Origin of the sequence: Actinocorallia sp. API 0066 (assembly GCF_020991275.1) — a bacterium.
Classification (GTDB): Bacteria; Actinomycetota; Actinomycetes; order Streptosporangiales; family Streptosporangiaceae; genus Actinocorallia.
The window spans coordinates 216,240-231,334 of sequence record NZ_JAJLQY010000009.1; the positions used below are offsets into that span (position 1 = coordinate 216,240).

Consider the following 15,095-nt stretch of genomic DNA (forward strand, 5'->3'; position numbering starts at 1 on the left):
CTGTGATCTCGGCGCTGGACACGCAGGCTGCTCGGCACAGTATCCACCGTCGTTAGAGTCTGTGCTGTGTCCAAGGTCGCTGACGTCCTGAAGCGCGTCGTGCTGGGGCGTGCCCTGCGCAGTACGCAGGCGCACTACCAACTTCTGCCCAAGCGGATCGCCCTTCCGGTCTTCGCGAGCGACGCGCTGTCGTCGGTCGCCTACGCGCCGCAGGAAATCCTCATCACCCTGGGCATCGCGGGCCTGGCCGGATACGCGTTCACGCCGTGGATCGGCCTCGCCGTCGTGCTGCTGCTGCTCGTCGTCGTCGCCTCGTACCGGCAGAACGTCCGCGCCTACACCAGCGGGGGCGGCGACTTCGACGTCGCCACCGCCAACCTGGGCGCCAACTGGGGCCTGGTGGTGGCCGCCGCGCTGCTCGTCGACTACGTCCTGACGGTCGCCGTGTCGATCTCGGCGGCGGTGGACAACCTGGGCGCGTTCACCCCGCTGATCGGCGAGCACCGGGTGTTCGCGGCCGTCGCTCTCGTCGCGCTGCTCACGGTGCTCAACCTGCGCGGCGTCAAGGAGTCGGGGTTCGCTTTCGCGGTGCCCACGTACCTTTTTGTGTTCGGCGTGTTCACGATGATGGTGTGGGGGTTCTTCCGGCTCGCCAACGGCTCCGAACTCCAGGCCGAGACGGCACGTCTGGAGGTGCACGGCACGGGGGAGAGCCTCGCGGGCCTCGCGATGGTGTTCCTGCTGCTGCGCGCGTTCGCCTCCGGCTGCGCCGCCCTGACGGGGGTGGAGGCCATCAGCAACGGCGTCCCGGCGTTCCGCAAGCCGAAGGGCAAGAACGCCGCCACGACGCTGCTGATGCTGGGCCTGCTCGCCGTCACGATGTTCTTCGGCGTCACCATGCTCGCCCACCTCACCGACGTGAAGTACGCCGACCCGCTGCACGGAAGCCGCCTCGTCGACCCGGAGACGGGCCAGGACGTCTCGACCGGCCAGCACACCGTCATGAGCCAGGTCGCCGAGGCGGTGTTCAGCAACTTCCCGGCGATGTACGTGTTCGTCACGGTGATGACGGCGCTGATCCTCGTGATGGCCGCGAACACCGCCTACAACGGGTTCCCGGTGCTGGCCTCGGTGCTGGCGCAGAACCGGTACCTGCCGCGCCAGCTCCACACCCGGGGCGACAGGCTCGCGTTCTCCAACGGCATCGTGATGCTGGCGGGAGCGGCGGCCCTGCTCATCTACGTGTTCAAGGCCGACGTCACCAGGCTGATCCAGCTGTACATCGTCGGCGTGTTCGTCTCGTTCACGGTCAGCCAGACCGGCATGGTCAGGCACTGGAACCGGCTGCTGCGGACCACGACGGAGCGGGCCGCCAAACGGCAGATGCGCACGTCGCGGCTGATCAACACGGTCGGCCTGGTGATCACCGGCGCGGTGCTGGTGATCGTCGTCGTCACCAAGTTCACGCACGGCGCCTGGATCGTCTGTATCGCGATGCCCGTGCTGTTCCTGCTGATGCGCGGCATCCGGGGGCACTACGACCGTGTCGCCCGGGAACTGGAGCCCGACGACGACACCCCGTACACGCTGCCGTCCCGGACGCACGCGATCGTGCTCGTCTCCAAGATCCACAAGCCGACCCTGCGGGCGCTGGCCTACGCCCGCGCGACCCGGCCGTCCACGCTGGAGGCCGTCAGCGTCGCGGTGGACACCGCCGAGTCCGAGCGCCTGCGCGACGAGTGGGACGCCCTCGACCTGCCCGTCCCGTTGAAGATCCTCGACTCCCCCTACCGCGAGATCACCCGCCCCATCCTGGAGTACGTCAAGAACGTCCGCCGCAAGTCCCCGAGAGACGTCGTAGCCGTCTACATCCCCGAATACGTCGTGGGCCACTGGTGGGAGCACGTCCTCCACAACCACAGCGCCCTCCGCCTCAAGGGCCGCCTCCTCTTCCAACCCGGCGTCATGGTCACCAGCGTCCCCTGGCAACTCGCCTCCTCCGACCGCCTCAAAGCCCGCCCCGACCGCCCCGCCCCCGGCTCCGTCCGTCGGGGGGACGGGGAACGGCGCACTAGAATCGCGGAACGTGACTGAAACGGATCTCCTTGAGCTTGAAGTTGGTGCGGTGGGGCATGGCGGCTTCTGTGTTGCGCGGCATGAGGGGAAGGTTGTTTTTGTTCGGCACGCGTTGCCCGGGGAGTTGGTAAGGGCGCGGGTGACCGAGGAGACGAAGAGTTTTCTGCGGGCCGACGCGGTGGAGATCCTGAAGCCCTCGCCGGACCGGGTGGTGCCGCCGTGTGAGTTCGCGGGGCCCGGACGGTGCGGGGGGTGCGACTGGCAACACGTGGCGCTGCCCGCGCAGCGGGCGCTGAAGGCCGACGTGGTGGCCGAACAGCTGCGGCGGCTCGCCGGGATCGAGTGGCCGGTGCACGTCGAGGAGGTGGCCGTGCCCGTCCTGTACACCGAGGACGGCGAGCCGATCGCCTCCCCGCCCGGCCTCGGCTGGCGCACCCGCGTGCAGTTCGCGGTGGACGGCGACGGCGGCGTCGGCCTGCGCAAACACCGCTCGCACGACCTCGAGTACGTCGACCGGTGCGTCATCGCCCACCCCGGCGTCGAGATGATCGGGATCGAGCGGCACCTGTGGCCCGGCGCGTCCGGCGTCGAGGGTGTGGTGTCGGCGGGCACCGGCGACCGGCTCGTGGTGATCTCCGAGCCGAAGGGCAGGCGCGGCCGCGGCGTCCGGGTGCCGCAGCTCGACGTGCCCGTCCGGGTCGTCAAGCCCGAGCGGCCGGTCCGGCACGCGCACGGGCAGCACGGGCAGCGCGAGCAGCAGGGCCCGCCGCCGCGCAAGGCCGTCGTGCCGTTCGTGCGCGAAGAGGCCGCCGGACGGCTCTGGCAGGTCACCGGCAGCGGGTTCTGGCAGGTGCACCCCGGAGCCGCCGACGCGCTCGTCGGCGCCGTCCTGGGGGCGCTGGAGCCCCAACAGGGGGAGATCGCGCTCGACCTGTTCTGCGGCGTCGGGCTGTTCGCCGGGGCGCTGGGCGAGCGGGTCGGCCGTGACGGGCTCGTCATCGGCGTGGAGAGCGGCGGGCAGGCCGTCCGCGACGCCAAGTTCAACCTCCGCGACCTGCCGCAGGTGAGCGTCGAACAGGGCAAGGTCGAAGAGGTGCTGCCGCTGCTGGAGTTCGGCCGCGGCCAGAGCGCGCGGGCCGGTTCGGCCAGGGCGCAGCCCAAGCGCGGCGCGGTGCAGGGCCACCGGGGCGGCGCGCGGGTGCGCGGCGCCGACATCACCGTGCTGGACCCGCCGCGCGCGGGCGCCGGCGAGAAGGTCGTGGACGCGATCGCCCGGCGCACCAACCGGAAGATCGCCTACGTCTCGTGTGACCCGGCGACGCTGGCCCGCGACCTGAAGTACTTCTCCGCGCGCGGATGGACGCTGGCGACGCTGCGCGCCTTCGACCTGTTCCCGCAGACCGGCCACGTCGAGTGTGTGGCCTCGCTCGTCCGGGGCTAGCAGCGCCCGCCTCCCCCAGGAGTCGCAAGTGAGACGTTTCCCCGAGGGCTTCGTCTGGGGCGCGGCGACCGCCGCCTACCAGATCGAGGGCGCGGTCGCCGAGGACGGCCGCGCGCCGTCCATCTGGGACGGGTTCGGCCCGATCCAGGGCGGCGACACCGCCGACGTCGCGTGCGACCACTACCACCGGTACACCGAGGACGTCGGGCACCTGGCCGACCTGGGGGTCGGCGCCTACCGGTTCTCGGTGTCGTGGCCGCGGGTGCTGCCGGACGGCAAGCCCGAGCCGCGCGGCGTCGACTTCTACTCGCGGTTGGTGGACCTGCTGCTGGAGCGCGGCATCACCCCGGCTGTCACGCTCTACCACTGGGATCTGCCGCGCGCGCTTGAGGAGCAGGGAGGCTGGCTCAACCGGGACACCGCGTACCGGTTCGCGGAGTACGCGCGGGTCGTCGCGGACGCGTTGGGCGACCGGGTGAGCACCTGGATCACCCTGAACGAGCCGTGGTGCGCCGCCTACCTGGGCTACGGGTCGGGGGAGCACGCGCCCGGCCGGACCGGCGGCGGGTTCGCCGCCGCGCACCACCTGGGCCTCGCGCACGGCCTGGCCGCGCCGCTGCTGCCCGGCGACGTCGGCGTCACGCTGAACCCGCACGTCGTGTGGGGTGGGGACGAGGCGGCGGTCCGGCGCGCCGACATGATCGCGAACGGCGTCTTCGAGGGCCCGCTGCTGCGCGGCGCCTACCCCGAGGAGCTGTTCGCGGCGACGGCCCACCTCACCGACTGGTCGTTCGTGCGCGACGGCGACACCAAGGTGATCAACGCCCCGCTGGACTTCCTCGGCGTCAACTACTACTCGGTGACGGTCGTGGAGCCGGGCGGCAAGGGCAAGCCGTCATGGCCGGGCTGCGAGGACCTGAGGTTCTCCTCCGCGCCGGGCGAGCGCACCGACATGGGCTGGACGATCGCTCCCGAGGGACTCACCGAACTGCTGGTGCGGCTGGCGCGGGAGAATCCGGGACTGCCGCTCGTCGTCACCGAGAACGGCGCGGCCTACCCCGAGCCCGTGCACGACGCCCGCCGCGTCGCGTACCTGCACGGCCACCTGGGGGCGGTGCTGGACGCGGTCGAGGCGGGCGCGGACGTGCGCGGCTACTACGTCTGGTCGCTGCTGGACAACTTCGAGTGGACCTTCGGCTTCGGCAAGCGCTTCGGCGTCATCCACGTCGACTACGCCACGCGGGAGCGGACGTGGAAGGACAGCGCGCGCTGGTACCGGTCGGTCGTCGCGGCGGGCGCGCTGCCCTCCTGAGCCCTCAGCGGGCGCGGCGGGTCAGCACTTCTTGCCGCCCGCCTTGCTGTTCCAGGTGCACCCGTCGACGCGCCGGTCGGCGGGGTCGAACAGGTACACGGCGCCCTTGACGTTCGGCAGCACGTGCTTGCGGAAGCCCTGGTACACGTACTTCTTTGTCTTCTTGCCCTCGCCCATGCGCATGGTGACGCTCGCGCCGGGCGCGACCACGACGTTGCGGGCCGGGAAGTAGAAGACGTACTTGGAGTCGGCCAGCCGTGGCTTCTGGCCGATGGTCCACCCTGCCAGGTTGACCTTCTTGCGGCTCTTGTTCGTCACGGTGACGTACTCGCCGTTGACGTTCTTCTTGGTGTCCTTGCCCTTGGCGTCGTACTTCACATAGGTGATCTGCACGTTGGGGGCCGCCTGCGCGGGCGCGGCGGCGAGCGTCGCGAGCGGCAGGGCTACGGCGAGGGCACCGATCAGGGGCGTGCGCATCGGCGGTTCGTCTCCGATCTCGTCCGGGGGAGTCAGCAGACTACTGGCAACGTGACCGAAATGTCGCCATGGGCGCGGGAGATATAAGACATCCGGTCAACAGCGAAGAGGCGGCACGCGGGCGCGCGCCGCCCCTTCCGGGAGCTTGGGCGGGGGTCTTCTCAGGTGGAGAAGAGCATTCCGAAGAGGCTGGGGCCGTGGTGCCTGCGGTGGTGTCCGTGGTGGCCCCAGCCGGGCTGCACGGGCTGGACGACGACCTGCGGGGCCGCCGGGGGAGGGGGTGCCTGGCGCCACTGGCTCTCGATCCGGGCCAGGGTCTCCAGCTCGCCGTAGTCGAGGAAGATCCCCCGACACATCTCGCATTGTTCGATGTGGACCCCGTTACGGTCGAAGGTCCGCATCGTGCCCCGACATTTCGGGCACTGAAGCATGTCCGCCACCTTTCCATCGCGGCTCCGCACCGCGACAGGCGTTCTGCGCAGCTGATTGTGAGGGCACCATACGCCATCAACCTGTACGTGAGCTGCTGATCCGGTCACAAGCGTCGATAAGGGTCGTCTCGTACTCATTGAGCGTCCGTCCCTCATCCACAGCCTTTGAGACGCAGCGCGCGGCCGTTTGGATCGCCAGAGCCTGTGCCGGAATGTCCAATCTTGTCCAGGGGTCGGCGCCGAGGTCCACACCGCCGTGCGTGAGATAAGAGGAAAGGAACCTCCGCCAGACGTCGGGCGGCAGCACCCCGGCCGCGAACAGGCCCGCCGGACGCGCCAGATCCCACACCGGATCGCCCAGTCCGAGGTCGTCCACGTCGATGAGGAGCCACCGCCCGCGATGCCGCACGAGCTGGCCCAGATGGAAGTCGCCGTGCACGACGCACCGGTGCCCGGCCGGCTCCAGCACCTCCGGCAGCGTCGCGTAGGCGCGCAGCACCGATCTGGCCGCAGGCGTGTCGGGGAGCGGACGGGAAAGGATCTCCCGCACCCTCAACGGCGCGCCCTGCACCGGCAGCCCTGACGGCACGGGCAGCGCGTGCAGGGCGGCGAGGATCCTCCCGGCCTCCTCCCAGGGCGCCCCCACGGGGTCGGACGGGTCGACCGGTTCTCCGGCGGGCCAGAGCGACACCGTCCGCCCCGAGACGTCCCGGGGAACCCCCAGCGGGGCCAGGAACAGCTCGGGATGCGCGGCGGCGAAGGAGGCGCGCTCGGCGAGTAGGGTGGAGCCCACGCCGTGCGCCTTGGCCACCACCGCGCCCACCCGGACGACGAGGACGTCGTGGCGCTGGTAGAGCACGATGGCGGTGCCGGCGCCGCCCGAGCCCCCGGCCAGCGCGGCAAGCTCTTCGATCACCGGGTGAGTCAATCACCTCATGCCGCGTGGCGGGAGAACTGGGCAGAATGCGCCTCATCGCGGGAATTTCGCGCTACGTTGAGGAGATCACGCCCTTCGTCCCGTCGGTTGGTGTGACGAGCCTCGCATTGAGTAAGCTCGCTCGAACGAGTGGTCCCAAATCTAGGAGTTGAAGAGACAGTGCCCGGTCCCCACGAGCCGGAGGCGCGCCTCGCGTTCGCGCGCGGCGCCGGACCCTGGCTGGTTCCCGGACTGGTGGGCGCGGCCGGTGCCGTCCTGCTGACCCGGCGGTCACGGTATCGCGTCCCGGTGGCCGCGGTCGCCACGGCGGCGGCGGCCGGCCTGACCTGGTTCTTCCGCGACCCGCCCCGCCACGGCGAGGGCCTGCTGCTGTCGGGGGCCGACGGCGTGGTGCAGAGCATCACCCCGTGGCCGGACGGCCGCACCCGGGTCGCGATCTTCATGAGCCCGCTCGACGTGCACGTCAACCGGGCGCCGATCGCGGGCAAGATCCTGTCGGTCGAGCACGTGCCCGGCGGGCACGTCCCGGCCTTCAACAAGGAGAGCGACCGCAACGAGCGGGTGGTCTGGCGCTTCGACACCGAGATCGGCGAGCTCGAGTGCGTGCAGATCGCCGGCACCGTCGCCCGGCGCATCGTGCCCTACCTGGACGAGGGCGTCACGGTGGAGCAGGGCGAGCGGCTCGGCCTGATCAGGTTCGGGTCGCGCTTCGACACCTACCTCCCGCCCGGAGTCGAGCCAGCGGTGACCGTCGGCCAGAAGACCCGAGCCGGTGAGACGCGCCTTGTCCACGGCTGAGACCGAGTGCGCCACGACCGAGCGACTGTCCCCGGCGGACTTCCTGACGCTCGGCAACGCCCTGTGCGGCATCGCCGCGCTGCGCAGCATCATGGTCCAGGGCGACTTCTCCGGCACGAACAGCCGCCTGTTCGCGGGCGCCGTGCTGCTCATGCTGATCGGCGCGGTCTGCGACCTGTTCGACGGGCGGATGGCCCGGCGCTGGCGCAGCACCCCCTACGGCCCGCACCTGGACAACCTCGCCGACGTGATCACCTTCGGGCTCGTCCCGGCCGCGATGACGCTGGCGTGGGTCGGCTTCGACGACGACTGGGCGATGCCCGCGATGGTCGCCGCCGCCGCGTTCTTCCTGGCGATCGTCGTCCGGCTCGCCCGGTACGTCACGGCGGCGCCGGAACCGGGGATCTTCCGTGGTATGCCCGCGCCGCTGTGCGCGTTCACCGTGGTCTGTGTGATCGTGCTGGAGCCGCCGGTGCCGATGGCGCTCGCCGCGATCGGCTGTGTGGCGCTGCTCGCGGTCAGCCGCCTGCCGTTCCCCAAGCCCACGAGCCGCACCCTCGTCGCCGTCATGGTGGTGTGGGCGGCCTGCGGCGCGGCGTCGGTGGTGGCCTGGGCGGCGGGTCTGCCCGGCGGTGAGACGGGGATGCGCTTCACCGCGGCCTCCGAGCTCTTCGCCGCCTGCATGATCCCGGTGATCATGCTGAAGCTGCGGCACACGACGCGCGACCGGTTCGCGCCGCGCACGACGCGCCGCCGCACCCTGCCGCGCCCCCGGCGGCGGGTGGTCCGGGGGGCCGGTACGTCCCGTCGTGTCCGTCTTCGCCGCTAGTCTGACGTGTCGAGCAGCCCCGGTCCCACCCCGCCGGGGCTTCCTGCTTTTCGGCTGCTTTTTCGGGACCTCGGGCGGAATAGCCGAGTGGTCCGTTCCGCTTCTAAACTTGAGCGTTCAATGATGGCGGGACGAGGAGCACCATGACCACCGCAGCGAAGATGCCGACCCTGTACCTGAGCCACGGCGCGCCGCCGCTCGCCGACGACCCGCGCTGGCCCGGCCAACTCGCCGCCTGGGCGGCCGACCTGCCCAGGCCCGAGGCCGTGCTCATGGTCTCCGCGCACTGGGAGGACGCGCCCCTGGCGATCGGCGCGACCACAACGATCCCGCTCGTCTACGACTTCTGGGGCTTCCCGCAGCACTACTACGAGGTCCAGTACCGGGCGCCGGGCGCGCCCGCGCTGGCCGAGCGGGTGCGCAAGCTGATCAAAGGCGCCCAGGACGTGCCCGACCGGGGCCTCGACCACGGCGCCTACGTGCCGCTCGTGGAGATGTACCCGGAAGCCGACGTGCCCGTCCTGCAGATCTCGATGCCGACCCTCGACCCTGCGGCGCTCTACGAGATCGGCCGGAAGCTCGCGCCGCTGCGGGACGAGGGAGTCCTGATCGTCGGCAGCGGCTTCTTCACCCACAACCTGCGGGGCCTGACCCCCGGCGCGGCCGAGGACCAGGCGCCCGGCTGGTCGAAGGAGTTCGACGCCTGGGGCCGGGAGGCGCTCGCCGCCCACGACGTGGACGGCCTCCTGGACTTCCTGCACAAGGCGCCCGCCGGCCGCCTGGCCCACCCCAGGACCGAGCACTTCGCGCCCCTCTTCGTCACGCTGGGGGCCGCGCAGGACGACCTGGGCGCGCAGCGCACCCCGATCGACGGGTTCTGGATGGGGCTGTCCAAGCGCTCGGTCCAGCTCGGCTGATCGCCCGAGCCCTGGACGTCAGGCGGGGCGCGGCACCGGCCCGGTGGAGCGGCGGACGACGAGCTCCGGCCGGTACAGCAGCTCCGCGCGCGGCACCCGGTTCCCGCCGATCTCGTCCAGGAGCTGGCCCGCCGCCGCGATCGCCATCTCCCGGACGGGCTGCCGGATCGTCGTCAGCGCCGGATCCAGGTACGGGACGAGCGGCGAGTCGTCGAACCCGACGACCGACACGTCGCCCGGCACGGAGAGCCCGCGCTGGCGGGCGGTGCGGATCGCGCCGATCGCCATGATGTCGCTGCCGCAGCAGATCGCCGTGCAGCCCGCGTCCAGCAGCTGCGCGGCGGCGGCCTGCCCGCCCTCGACGGTGAACAGCGACGTCGCGATGAGCTTCTCCGGCTCGGTCTCGCCCAGCCGCGCCTTCATCGCCCGCGCGAACCCCTCGGACTTGCGGATCGACGGGACGAACCTGGCCTGCCCGACCGCCAGCCCGATCCGGGTGTGGCCGAGCGAGACCAGGTGCTCCACCGCCATCTCGATCGAGGCGACGTCGTCGTTGGAGATGAAGGGCGCGTCCACGCCCTCCCGGTACCCGTTGACGAGCACCAGCGGCAGGCCCCGGTCCCGCAGCCGCCGGTAGCGGGTGAGGTCGGACGTGGAGTCGGCGTGCATGCCGCTCACCACGATGATCCCGGCCACGTCCCGCTCCAGCAGCAGCTCGGTGTAGTCGTCCTCGCGGACCCCGCCCGGCGTCTGGGTGCACAGCACCGCCGTGTACCCGGACATGACCAGCGCCGACTCCAGGGTCTGCGCGAACACCGGGAAGACCGGGTTGGTCAGCTCCGGCAGGATCAGCCCGATCAGGCCCGCGCGCTGCTGGCGCAAGCGCGGGGGCCTGTCGTAGCCGAGGACGTCCAGTGCCTCCAGCACCGCCTGCCGGGTGCCGGGGGAGACGCCGGGCCTGCCGTTGAGCACGCGGCTCACGGTCGCCTCGCTGACCCCCGCTTGGGCCGCGATGTCGGCCAGCCGTGTCGCCATGATCCTCAATTTACCGTTCGTCGAGGTCACCGCGCCCGCTCGTCCACCAGACGGCGGCGTCGGCGGGCAGGGTGACGTGTCCGTCTTCGACGGCCAGGGGGACGCTGGAGACGGTGATCCGGCCCGGCACCGCGATCCGCGCGGGCGCCGGGGAGAGGTTCACCGCGGCGCCGAACCCGGGTTCGCGGCGCAGCCGCAGCACCCCGTCCGGCGCGTCCTCCCAGTCGAGCTCACCGTCGCCGAGCGCAGGGTCCTCCCGCCTGACGGACAACGCCCTACGGTACAGGGCCAGCGTGGACTCCGGGTCGGACTCCTGCGCGGCGACCGTGAGCGGCGTCCACGAGGCGGGGATCGGCAGCCACGTGTCGGCGGACGCGCCGAACCCGAACGGCGGGACGTCGCCCGTCCAGGGCAGCGGCACCCGGCAGCCGTCGCGGCCCGCCTCGGCGCCCCGGCCCAGCTGCGGGTCGAGCCGGTACTCCGGCGGCAGGTCCAGGACCTCGGGCAGGCCGAGCTCCTCGCCCTGGTAGACGTACGCGGAACCGGGCAGCGCCAGCATGAGCAGGATCGCCGCCCGTGCCCGGCGCAGCCCGGCCTCCCCGTCCCCGAACCTGGTGACGTGGCGGCGCACGTCGTGGTTGGACAGGACCCAGGTCGTCGGGGCGCCGACCGCCGTCGACGTCGCCAGGGACTCGTCGATCACCGCGCGCTGGGTCGGCGCCGCCCAGTCCGCGCCCAGGTAGTGGAAGTTGAACGCCTGGTGCGCCTCGTCCGGCCTGACGTAGCGGGCCAGCCGCTCCGGGGTGGACGCCCACGCCTCGGCGACGGCGATCCGCTCGCCCGGGTAGGAGTCCAGGAGGGCGCGCCACCTGCGGTGGATGGCGTGCACGCCATCCTGGTCGAAGTAGGGGAGCGGCTCGGTGCCGAGCATCCGTGACTGGTCGGCGTGGCCCACGTCGGGCAGGCCAGCGGGCTTGACCATGCCGTGCGCGACGTCGATCCGGAACCCGTCGACGCCCAGGTCGAGCCAGAACCTGAGGATGTCGTCGAACTCGTCGGCTACCTCCGGGTTGTCCCAGTTCAGGTCGGGCTGTTCGGGCGCGAACAGGTGCAGGTACCACTGGTCGTCCGGGGCCGCGCGGGTCCAGGCGGGGCCGCCGAACACCGACTCCCAGTCGTTCGGCGGCTCGGTGCCGTCCGGGCCACGGCCGTCGCGGAAGTGGTAGCGCGCGCGCTCGGGTGAGCCGGGAGGCGACGCGAGGGCCTCGACGAACCAGGCGTGCCGGTCGGACGTGTGGTTCGGCACCACGTCCACGATGATCCGCAGGCCGAGCCCGTGCGCGTCGGAGATGAGCGCGCGGGCGTCGTCAAGGTCGCCGAACAGGGGATCGACCCTGCGGTAGTCGGCGACGTCGTACCCGAAGTCGGCCATCGGCGAGCGGTAGAACGGCGTCAGCCACACCGCGTCCACGCCGAGTTCGGCGAGGTAGGGCAGGCGCGCCCGGATGCCGGGCAGGTCGCCGATCCCGTCGCCGTTCCCGTCGGCGAAGCTGCGGACGTAGATCTGGTAGATCACCGCGTCCCGCCACCAGCGGGTGGCGACCGTGGATCCCTGCATGTGGGATTCCCCCTCGATACGGTTTCTGATGGTCAGGGCCGGATGGGCCCGGTGGTCACTTGACGCCGCCGGCGGTGAGCCCGGAGACGATCCTGCGCTGGAAGATCAGCACCACCACGACGAGCGGCACCGTCACGACGACGGCGGCGGCCATCTGGGTGCCGAACGGCTGGTCGAAGCCGCGCATGCCGGTGAACTTGGCGATGGCGACCGTCGCGGTCTGCATGGACTTCTCGTTGACCATGCTGAACGCGATGATGAACTCGTTCCACGCCATGAAGAAGACGAGGATCGCGGTGGTGAACACGCCGGGCGCCGCCAGCGGAATGATGATCTTCCGGAACGCCTGGCCGCGCGAGCAGCCGTCCGTCATCGCCGCCTGCTCCAGCTCGAACGGGAGCTGGCGGAAGAAGACGGTCAGGTTCCACACCGCGAGCGGCAGCGCGAACCCGAGGCTCGGCACGATCATCGCCTGGTAGGTGTTGATCCAGTCGATGTCGATGAACAGTTTGAGCAGCGGCACCACCTGCGAGATGCCGGGGAACATCGACGTCGCCACGACCAGGCCGAGCACCGCGTTCTTGAACCTGAAGTCCAGGCGGGCCAGCGTGTAGGCGGTGAAGACGGCGATGGTGAGTGTGAGCAGGGTCGTCATCCCGGCGACGAACAGGCTGTTCAGCAGGGCCCTGACGAACATGTTGTCCGGGTCGAACACCGCGCGCAGGTTCTCGGTGGACCACGGCGACGGCCACGGCGTCGAGTCGAACTGGTCCTTGGGCCTGCGGAAGGCCGACACGACCATCCAGTAGAAGGGCGCGAGGCAGAAGACGATGACGCCCGCGAGGCCCAGGTAGGTGAGGACGCGCTTCACGCGGCTGCCCCCTTCTTGACGGACGCCTTCCGGGCCCTGGCCTCGCCTATGACGTCGGCGCCCGCGATCTTGATGAAGGCGTAGGCGAGGAGCGCGATATAGAGGAACAGGATGGTCGCGTAGGCGGTCGCGACGCCGTATCTGAGGTTGTTGGCCTCGTCCCAGGCGAGCATCGACAGCGTCTCCACCGAGTCCTTGTTGCCGCCGATGAGGACGAACGGCAGGTCGAACATGCGGAGTGTGTCCAGCATCCGGAACAGGACGGCGACGGCGAGGGCCGGTTTGATCAGCGGCAGCGTGATCCGGCGGAACTGCTGCCACGGGCTCGCGCCGTCGACCTTGGCGGCCTCGTAGACGTCCTGCGGGATCATCTGGAGCCCGGCCAGGGCGAGCAGGCCGATGAACGGCGAGGTCTTCCACACCTCGGCGATGATGACCGCGAGTTTGGACTGCCAGCCGTCGGCCGTCCAGAGGATCTCCTGGTTGAGGATGGCGTTGGCGACGCCGTCCGGCTGGAAGATCCAGCGCCACAGGAGGCCGGACATCGCCGTCGGCACCGCCCACGGGACGAGGATGCTGGCCCGGACCAGGCCGCGGCCGCGCAGCGCCTGGTGCATGATCAGCGCCAGGATCACACCGATGATCGTCTCCAGCACGACGGCCGTCGCGGTGAAGAACGTGGTGTTGAAGAACGCGTTCCAGAACGCCGAGCCGCGCTCGCCGGTGAACAGCGCGGTGTAGTTCTCCAGGCCGACGAACCGCTCGCCCTCGATGACGAAGCCGTCGGCGTCCAGGCCCTCGGCCTGGGCGTAGAGGGACTGGCGGATGCCCGCCAGCACGGGGTAGCCGACGACGAGCGCCAGCACGAGGAAGGTCGGGGAAAGCAGCAGGAGGGCGAAGCGGCGGGTGGACTTCGCGTCCTGGCCCTTGCGGGCCGGCTTCGCCGGTGTGTTCACAGGGGGAATCGGGATCGCCATGTCATCTCTCCAGAGCGCCGGGGAGGGAGGGGTGGTCCCTCCCCGGCGGGGTGATCACTGGGTGAGGGTCTCCAGCTTCGTCTGGAGCTCGGCGAGCGCCGCGTCGGTGGTCTTGGAACCGTTCAGGGCGGCGTAGGCGGCCTCCTGGATGGCGGTGGTCACGTCGCCGTACTTGACGACCTTCGGACGTCCCTTGGCGTTCTCGATCGCGGTCTTGAGCGACGGCATGTACGGGAACTTGGCGACGACCTCAGGGTCGTTGTAGAGCGCGGCGACCGAGGGCGCCTTGCCGATGACGATCGCGTTGGCCTTCTGGACCTCGGTGGAGGTCATGTAGTTGAGGAAGTCCAGCGCGGTCGCCTTGTTCTTGGCGAACGCCGAGATGGCGAAGTTGTGGCCGCCGAGGGTGGACACGCCGGGGCCGTTGGAACCGGGCAGCGGCGCGACGTCGAACTTGCCGGCGACCTTCGACTCCTCCTTGTCGCTGGCGGACGCGTACTGGTACGGCCACTGGCGGTGGAAGAGCAGCTTGCCGCCGTTGAAGTCGGCGCGGCCGAGCTCCTCGGTGTAGGTGATGGCCTTCTTGCTGATGTGGCCGTCCTTGAAGGCGTTGACCAGGACGTCGAGTCCGGCCTTGGCCTCGGGGGTGTTGACGGTCGGCTTGCCCTGCTCGTCGACGACCGAGCCGCCCGCCGCGTTGATGGCCTCGGACGCGTTCACGGTGAGGCCCTCGTACTTGTCGAACTGGCCCGCGTAGCAGTCGATGTTCTTGGCCGACGACACCTTCGCCTTGACGGCGTCGCAGGCGGCGAACAGCTCGCTCCAGGTGGTCGGCGCCTTGTCGATGCCGGCCTCGGCGAGGAGGTCCTTGCGGTAGTAGAGCAGGCCCGCGTCGGAGTCGACCGGGACGGCGTAGAGCTTGCCGAGGTACCGGCCGGTGTCGACGGTCGGGGCGAGCAGGTCGCTGATGGGGAGCTGGTCCTCGGGCAGCTCGACGACCCAGCGGTTGGCCGCGAACTCCGCGGTCCACACGACGTCGAGGTTGAGGACGGTGTAGGCGTCGGACTTGACCTGCGCGTTCTGGATCATCTGCTGCCGCTGCTCGTCGGCCTTGTCGGACAGCTCGATGATCCGGACCGGCTCGTCGGGGTGCTTGGAGTTCCAGTCGTCGATCTGCTTCTGCAGGTTGCCGGAGGTGTCCTTGCCGGTGACGAAGGTGATTTCGCCGCGACCTTCGAGGGCCGCCGACTTCTTGTCGCCGTCGCCGCTTTCACTTCCGCCGCCGCAAGCAGCGAGCACCAGGGCGAGGCTGGCGAACACGCCAGCCATGGGGATGCGCCGCACTGTGCTTCCTCCTAGGGGATTTCTCACGATGA

14 protein-coding genes are annotated in these 15,095 nt (G+C 70.7%); 6 read left to right on the forward strand and 8 right to left on the reverse strand.

The window, feature by feature from the left end:
* Window positions 1–66: 66 nt before the first annotated feature.
* Genes LO762_RS22735 through LO762_RS22745 form a run of 3 tightly spaced genes read left to right on the forward strand, consistent with a single transcriptional unit; the run spans window position 67 to window position 4,829 of the window.
* Window positions 67–2,094, forward strand: coding sequence for an APC family permease (locus LO762_RS22735; RefSeq protein WP_230617882.1), 2,028 nt, complete (start codon window positions 67–69; stop codon window positions 2,092–2,094).
* Window positions 2,087–3,517, forward strand: coding sequence for a class I SAM-dependent RNA methyltransferase (locus LO762_RS22740; RefSeq protein ID WP_230617883.1), 1,431 nt, complete (start codon window positions 2,087–2,089; stop codon window positions 3,515–3,517). The genes LO762_RS22735 and LO762_RS22740 overlap by 8 nt, the downstream gene beginning before the upstream one ends.
* Before the next feature lie 28 nt (window positions 3,518–3,545).
* A complete protein-coding gene (locus LO762_RS22745; RefSeq protein WP_230617884.1) occupies window positions 3,546–4,829 on the forward strand; it encodes a GH1 family beta-glucosidase in 1,284 nt (427 codons plus the stop codon).
* 21 nt (window positions 4,830–4,850) lie between these two features.
* On the opposite strand, the gene LO762_RS22750 is transcribed toward LO762_RS22745, so the two are convergent.
* From LO762_RS22750 to LO762_RS22760, 3 genes are all read right to left on the reverse strand, one after another.
* A complete protein-coding gene (locus LO762_RS22750; protein WP_230617885.1) occupies window positions 4,851–5,306 on the reverse strand; it encodes a lamin tail domain-containing protein in 456 nt (151 codons plus the stop codon).
* Between the two features lie 161 nt (window positions 5,307–5,467).
* Window positions 5,468–5,893 (reverse strand): zf-TFIIB domain-containing protein, encoded by a 426-nt coding sequence (locus LO762_RS33630; protein ID WP_308104360.1) that lies wholly within the window; start codon window positions 5,891–5,893, stop codon window positions 5,468–5,470.
* Window positions 5,814–6,653 (reverse strand): phosphotransferase family protein, encoded by an 840-nt coding sequence (locus LO762_RS22760; RefSeq protein ID WP_230617887.1) that lies wholly within the window; start codon window positions 6,651–6,653, stop codon window positions 5,814–5,816. Before LO762_RS22760 ends, LO762_RS33630 begins: the two co-directional genes overlap by 80 nt.
* 180 nt (window positions 6,654–6,833) lie before the next feature.
* Here LO762_RS22760 and LO762_RS22765 point away from each other — a divergent pair, with 180 nt between their 5' ends.
* The 3 genes from LO762_RS22765 to LO762_RS22775 all read left to right on the forward strand — a co-directional run bounded on the left by LO762_RS22765 (window position 6,834) and on the right by LO762_RS22775 (window position 9,218).
* A complete protein-coding gene (locus tag LO762_RS22765; protein ID WP_230617888.1) occupies window positions 6,834–7,472 on the forward strand; it encodes a phosphatidylserine decarboxylase in 639 nt (212 codons plus the stop codon).
* Window positions 7,459–8,301: a phosphatidylcholine/phosphatidylserine synthase gene (locus tag LO762_RS22770; protein WP_230617889.1), complete on the forward strand. Its 843-nt coding sequence runs from the start codon at window positions 7,459–7,461 to the stop codon at window positions 8,299–8,301. The genes LO762_RS22765 and LO762_RS22770 overlap by 14 nt, the downstream gene beginning before the upstream one ends.
* Window positions 8,302–8,444: 143 nt before the next feature.
* On the forward strand, window positions 8,445–9,218 hold the full coding sequence (locus LO762_RS22775; protein WP_230617890.1) for a dioxygenase: 774 nt from the start codon (window positions 8,445–8,447) through the stop codon (window positions 9,216–9,218).
* 18 nt (window positions 9,219–9,236) lie between these two features.
* Here LO762_RS22775 and LO762_RS22780 read toward each other — a convergent pair whose 3' ends face one another.
* The 5 genes from LO762_RS22780 to LO762_RS22800 are packed head-to-tail and all read right to left on the reverse strand — an operon-like array spanning window position 9,237 to window position 15,063.
* Complete coding sequence (locus LO762_RS22780) at window positions 9,237–10,253, reverse strand: LacI family DNA-binding transcriptional regulator (RefSeq protein WP_230617891.1); 1,017 nt, start codon at window positions 10,251–10,253, stop codon at window positions 9,237–9,239.
* 10 nt (window positions 10,254–10,263) lie between these two features.
* Window positions 10,264–11,871, reverse strand: a complete 1,608-nt coding sequence (locus LO762_RS22785) for a glycoside hydrolase family 13 protein (protein ID WP_230617892.1) — start codon at window positions 11,869–11,871, stop codon at window positions 10,264–10,266.
* Between the two features lie 55 nt (window positions 11,872–11,926).
* Window positions 11,927–12,742, reverse strand: coding sequence for a carbohydrate ABC transporter permease (locus tag LO762_RS22790; RefSeq protein WP_230617893.1), 816 nt, complete (start codon window positions 12,740–12,742; stop codon window positions 11,927–11,929).
* On the reverse strand, window positions 12,739–13,719 hold the full coding sequence (locus LO762_RS22795) for a carbohydrate ABC transporter permease (protein WP_230617894.1): 981 nt from the start codon (window positions 13,717–13,719) through the stop codon (window positions 12,739–12,741). Before LO762_RS22795 ends, LO762_RS22790 begins: the two co-directional genes overlap by 4 nt.
* A gap of 54 nt (window positions 13,720–13,773) precedes the next feature.
* Window positions 13,774–15,063 carry an ABC transporter substrate-binding protein gene (locus LO762_RS22800; RefSeq protein ID WP_230617895.1) on the reverse strand — a complete coding sequence of 430 codons (1,290 nt, stop codon included), beginning with the start codon at window positions 15,061–15,063 and terminating at the stop codon, window positions 13,774–13,776.
* Window positions 15,064–15,095 lie beyond the last annotated feature (32 nt).

What these genes read in the sequence shown, in the direction of transcription:
- LO762_RS22750 (WP_230617885.1), bottom strand. Translation starts at nt 5,306, where the DNA reads ATGCGCACGCCCCTGATCGGTGCCCTCGCCGTAGCCCTGCCGCTCGCG.
- LO762_RS22780 (WP_230617891.1), bottom strand. Translation starts at nt 10,253, where the DNA reads ATGGCGACACGGCTGGCCGACATCGCGGCCCAAGCGGGGGTCAGCGAG.
- LO762_RS22785 (WP_230617892.1), bottom strand. Translation starts at nt 11,871, where the DNA reads ATGCAGGGATCCACGGTCGCCACCCGCTGGTGGCGGGACGCGGTGATC.
- LO762_RS33630 (WP_308104360.1), bottom strand. Translation starts at nt 5,893, where the DNA reads ATGAGGGACGGACGCTCAATGAGTACGAGACGACCCTTATCGACGCTT.
- LO762_RS22775 (WP_230617890.1), top strand. Translation starts at nt 8,445, where the DNA reads ATGACCACCGCAGCGAAGATGCCGACCCTGTACCTGAGCCACGGCGCG.
- LO762_RS22795 (WP_230617894.1), bottom strand. Translation starts at nt 13,719, where the DNA reads ATGGCGATCCCGATTCCCCCTGTGAACACACCGGCGAAGCCGGCCCGC.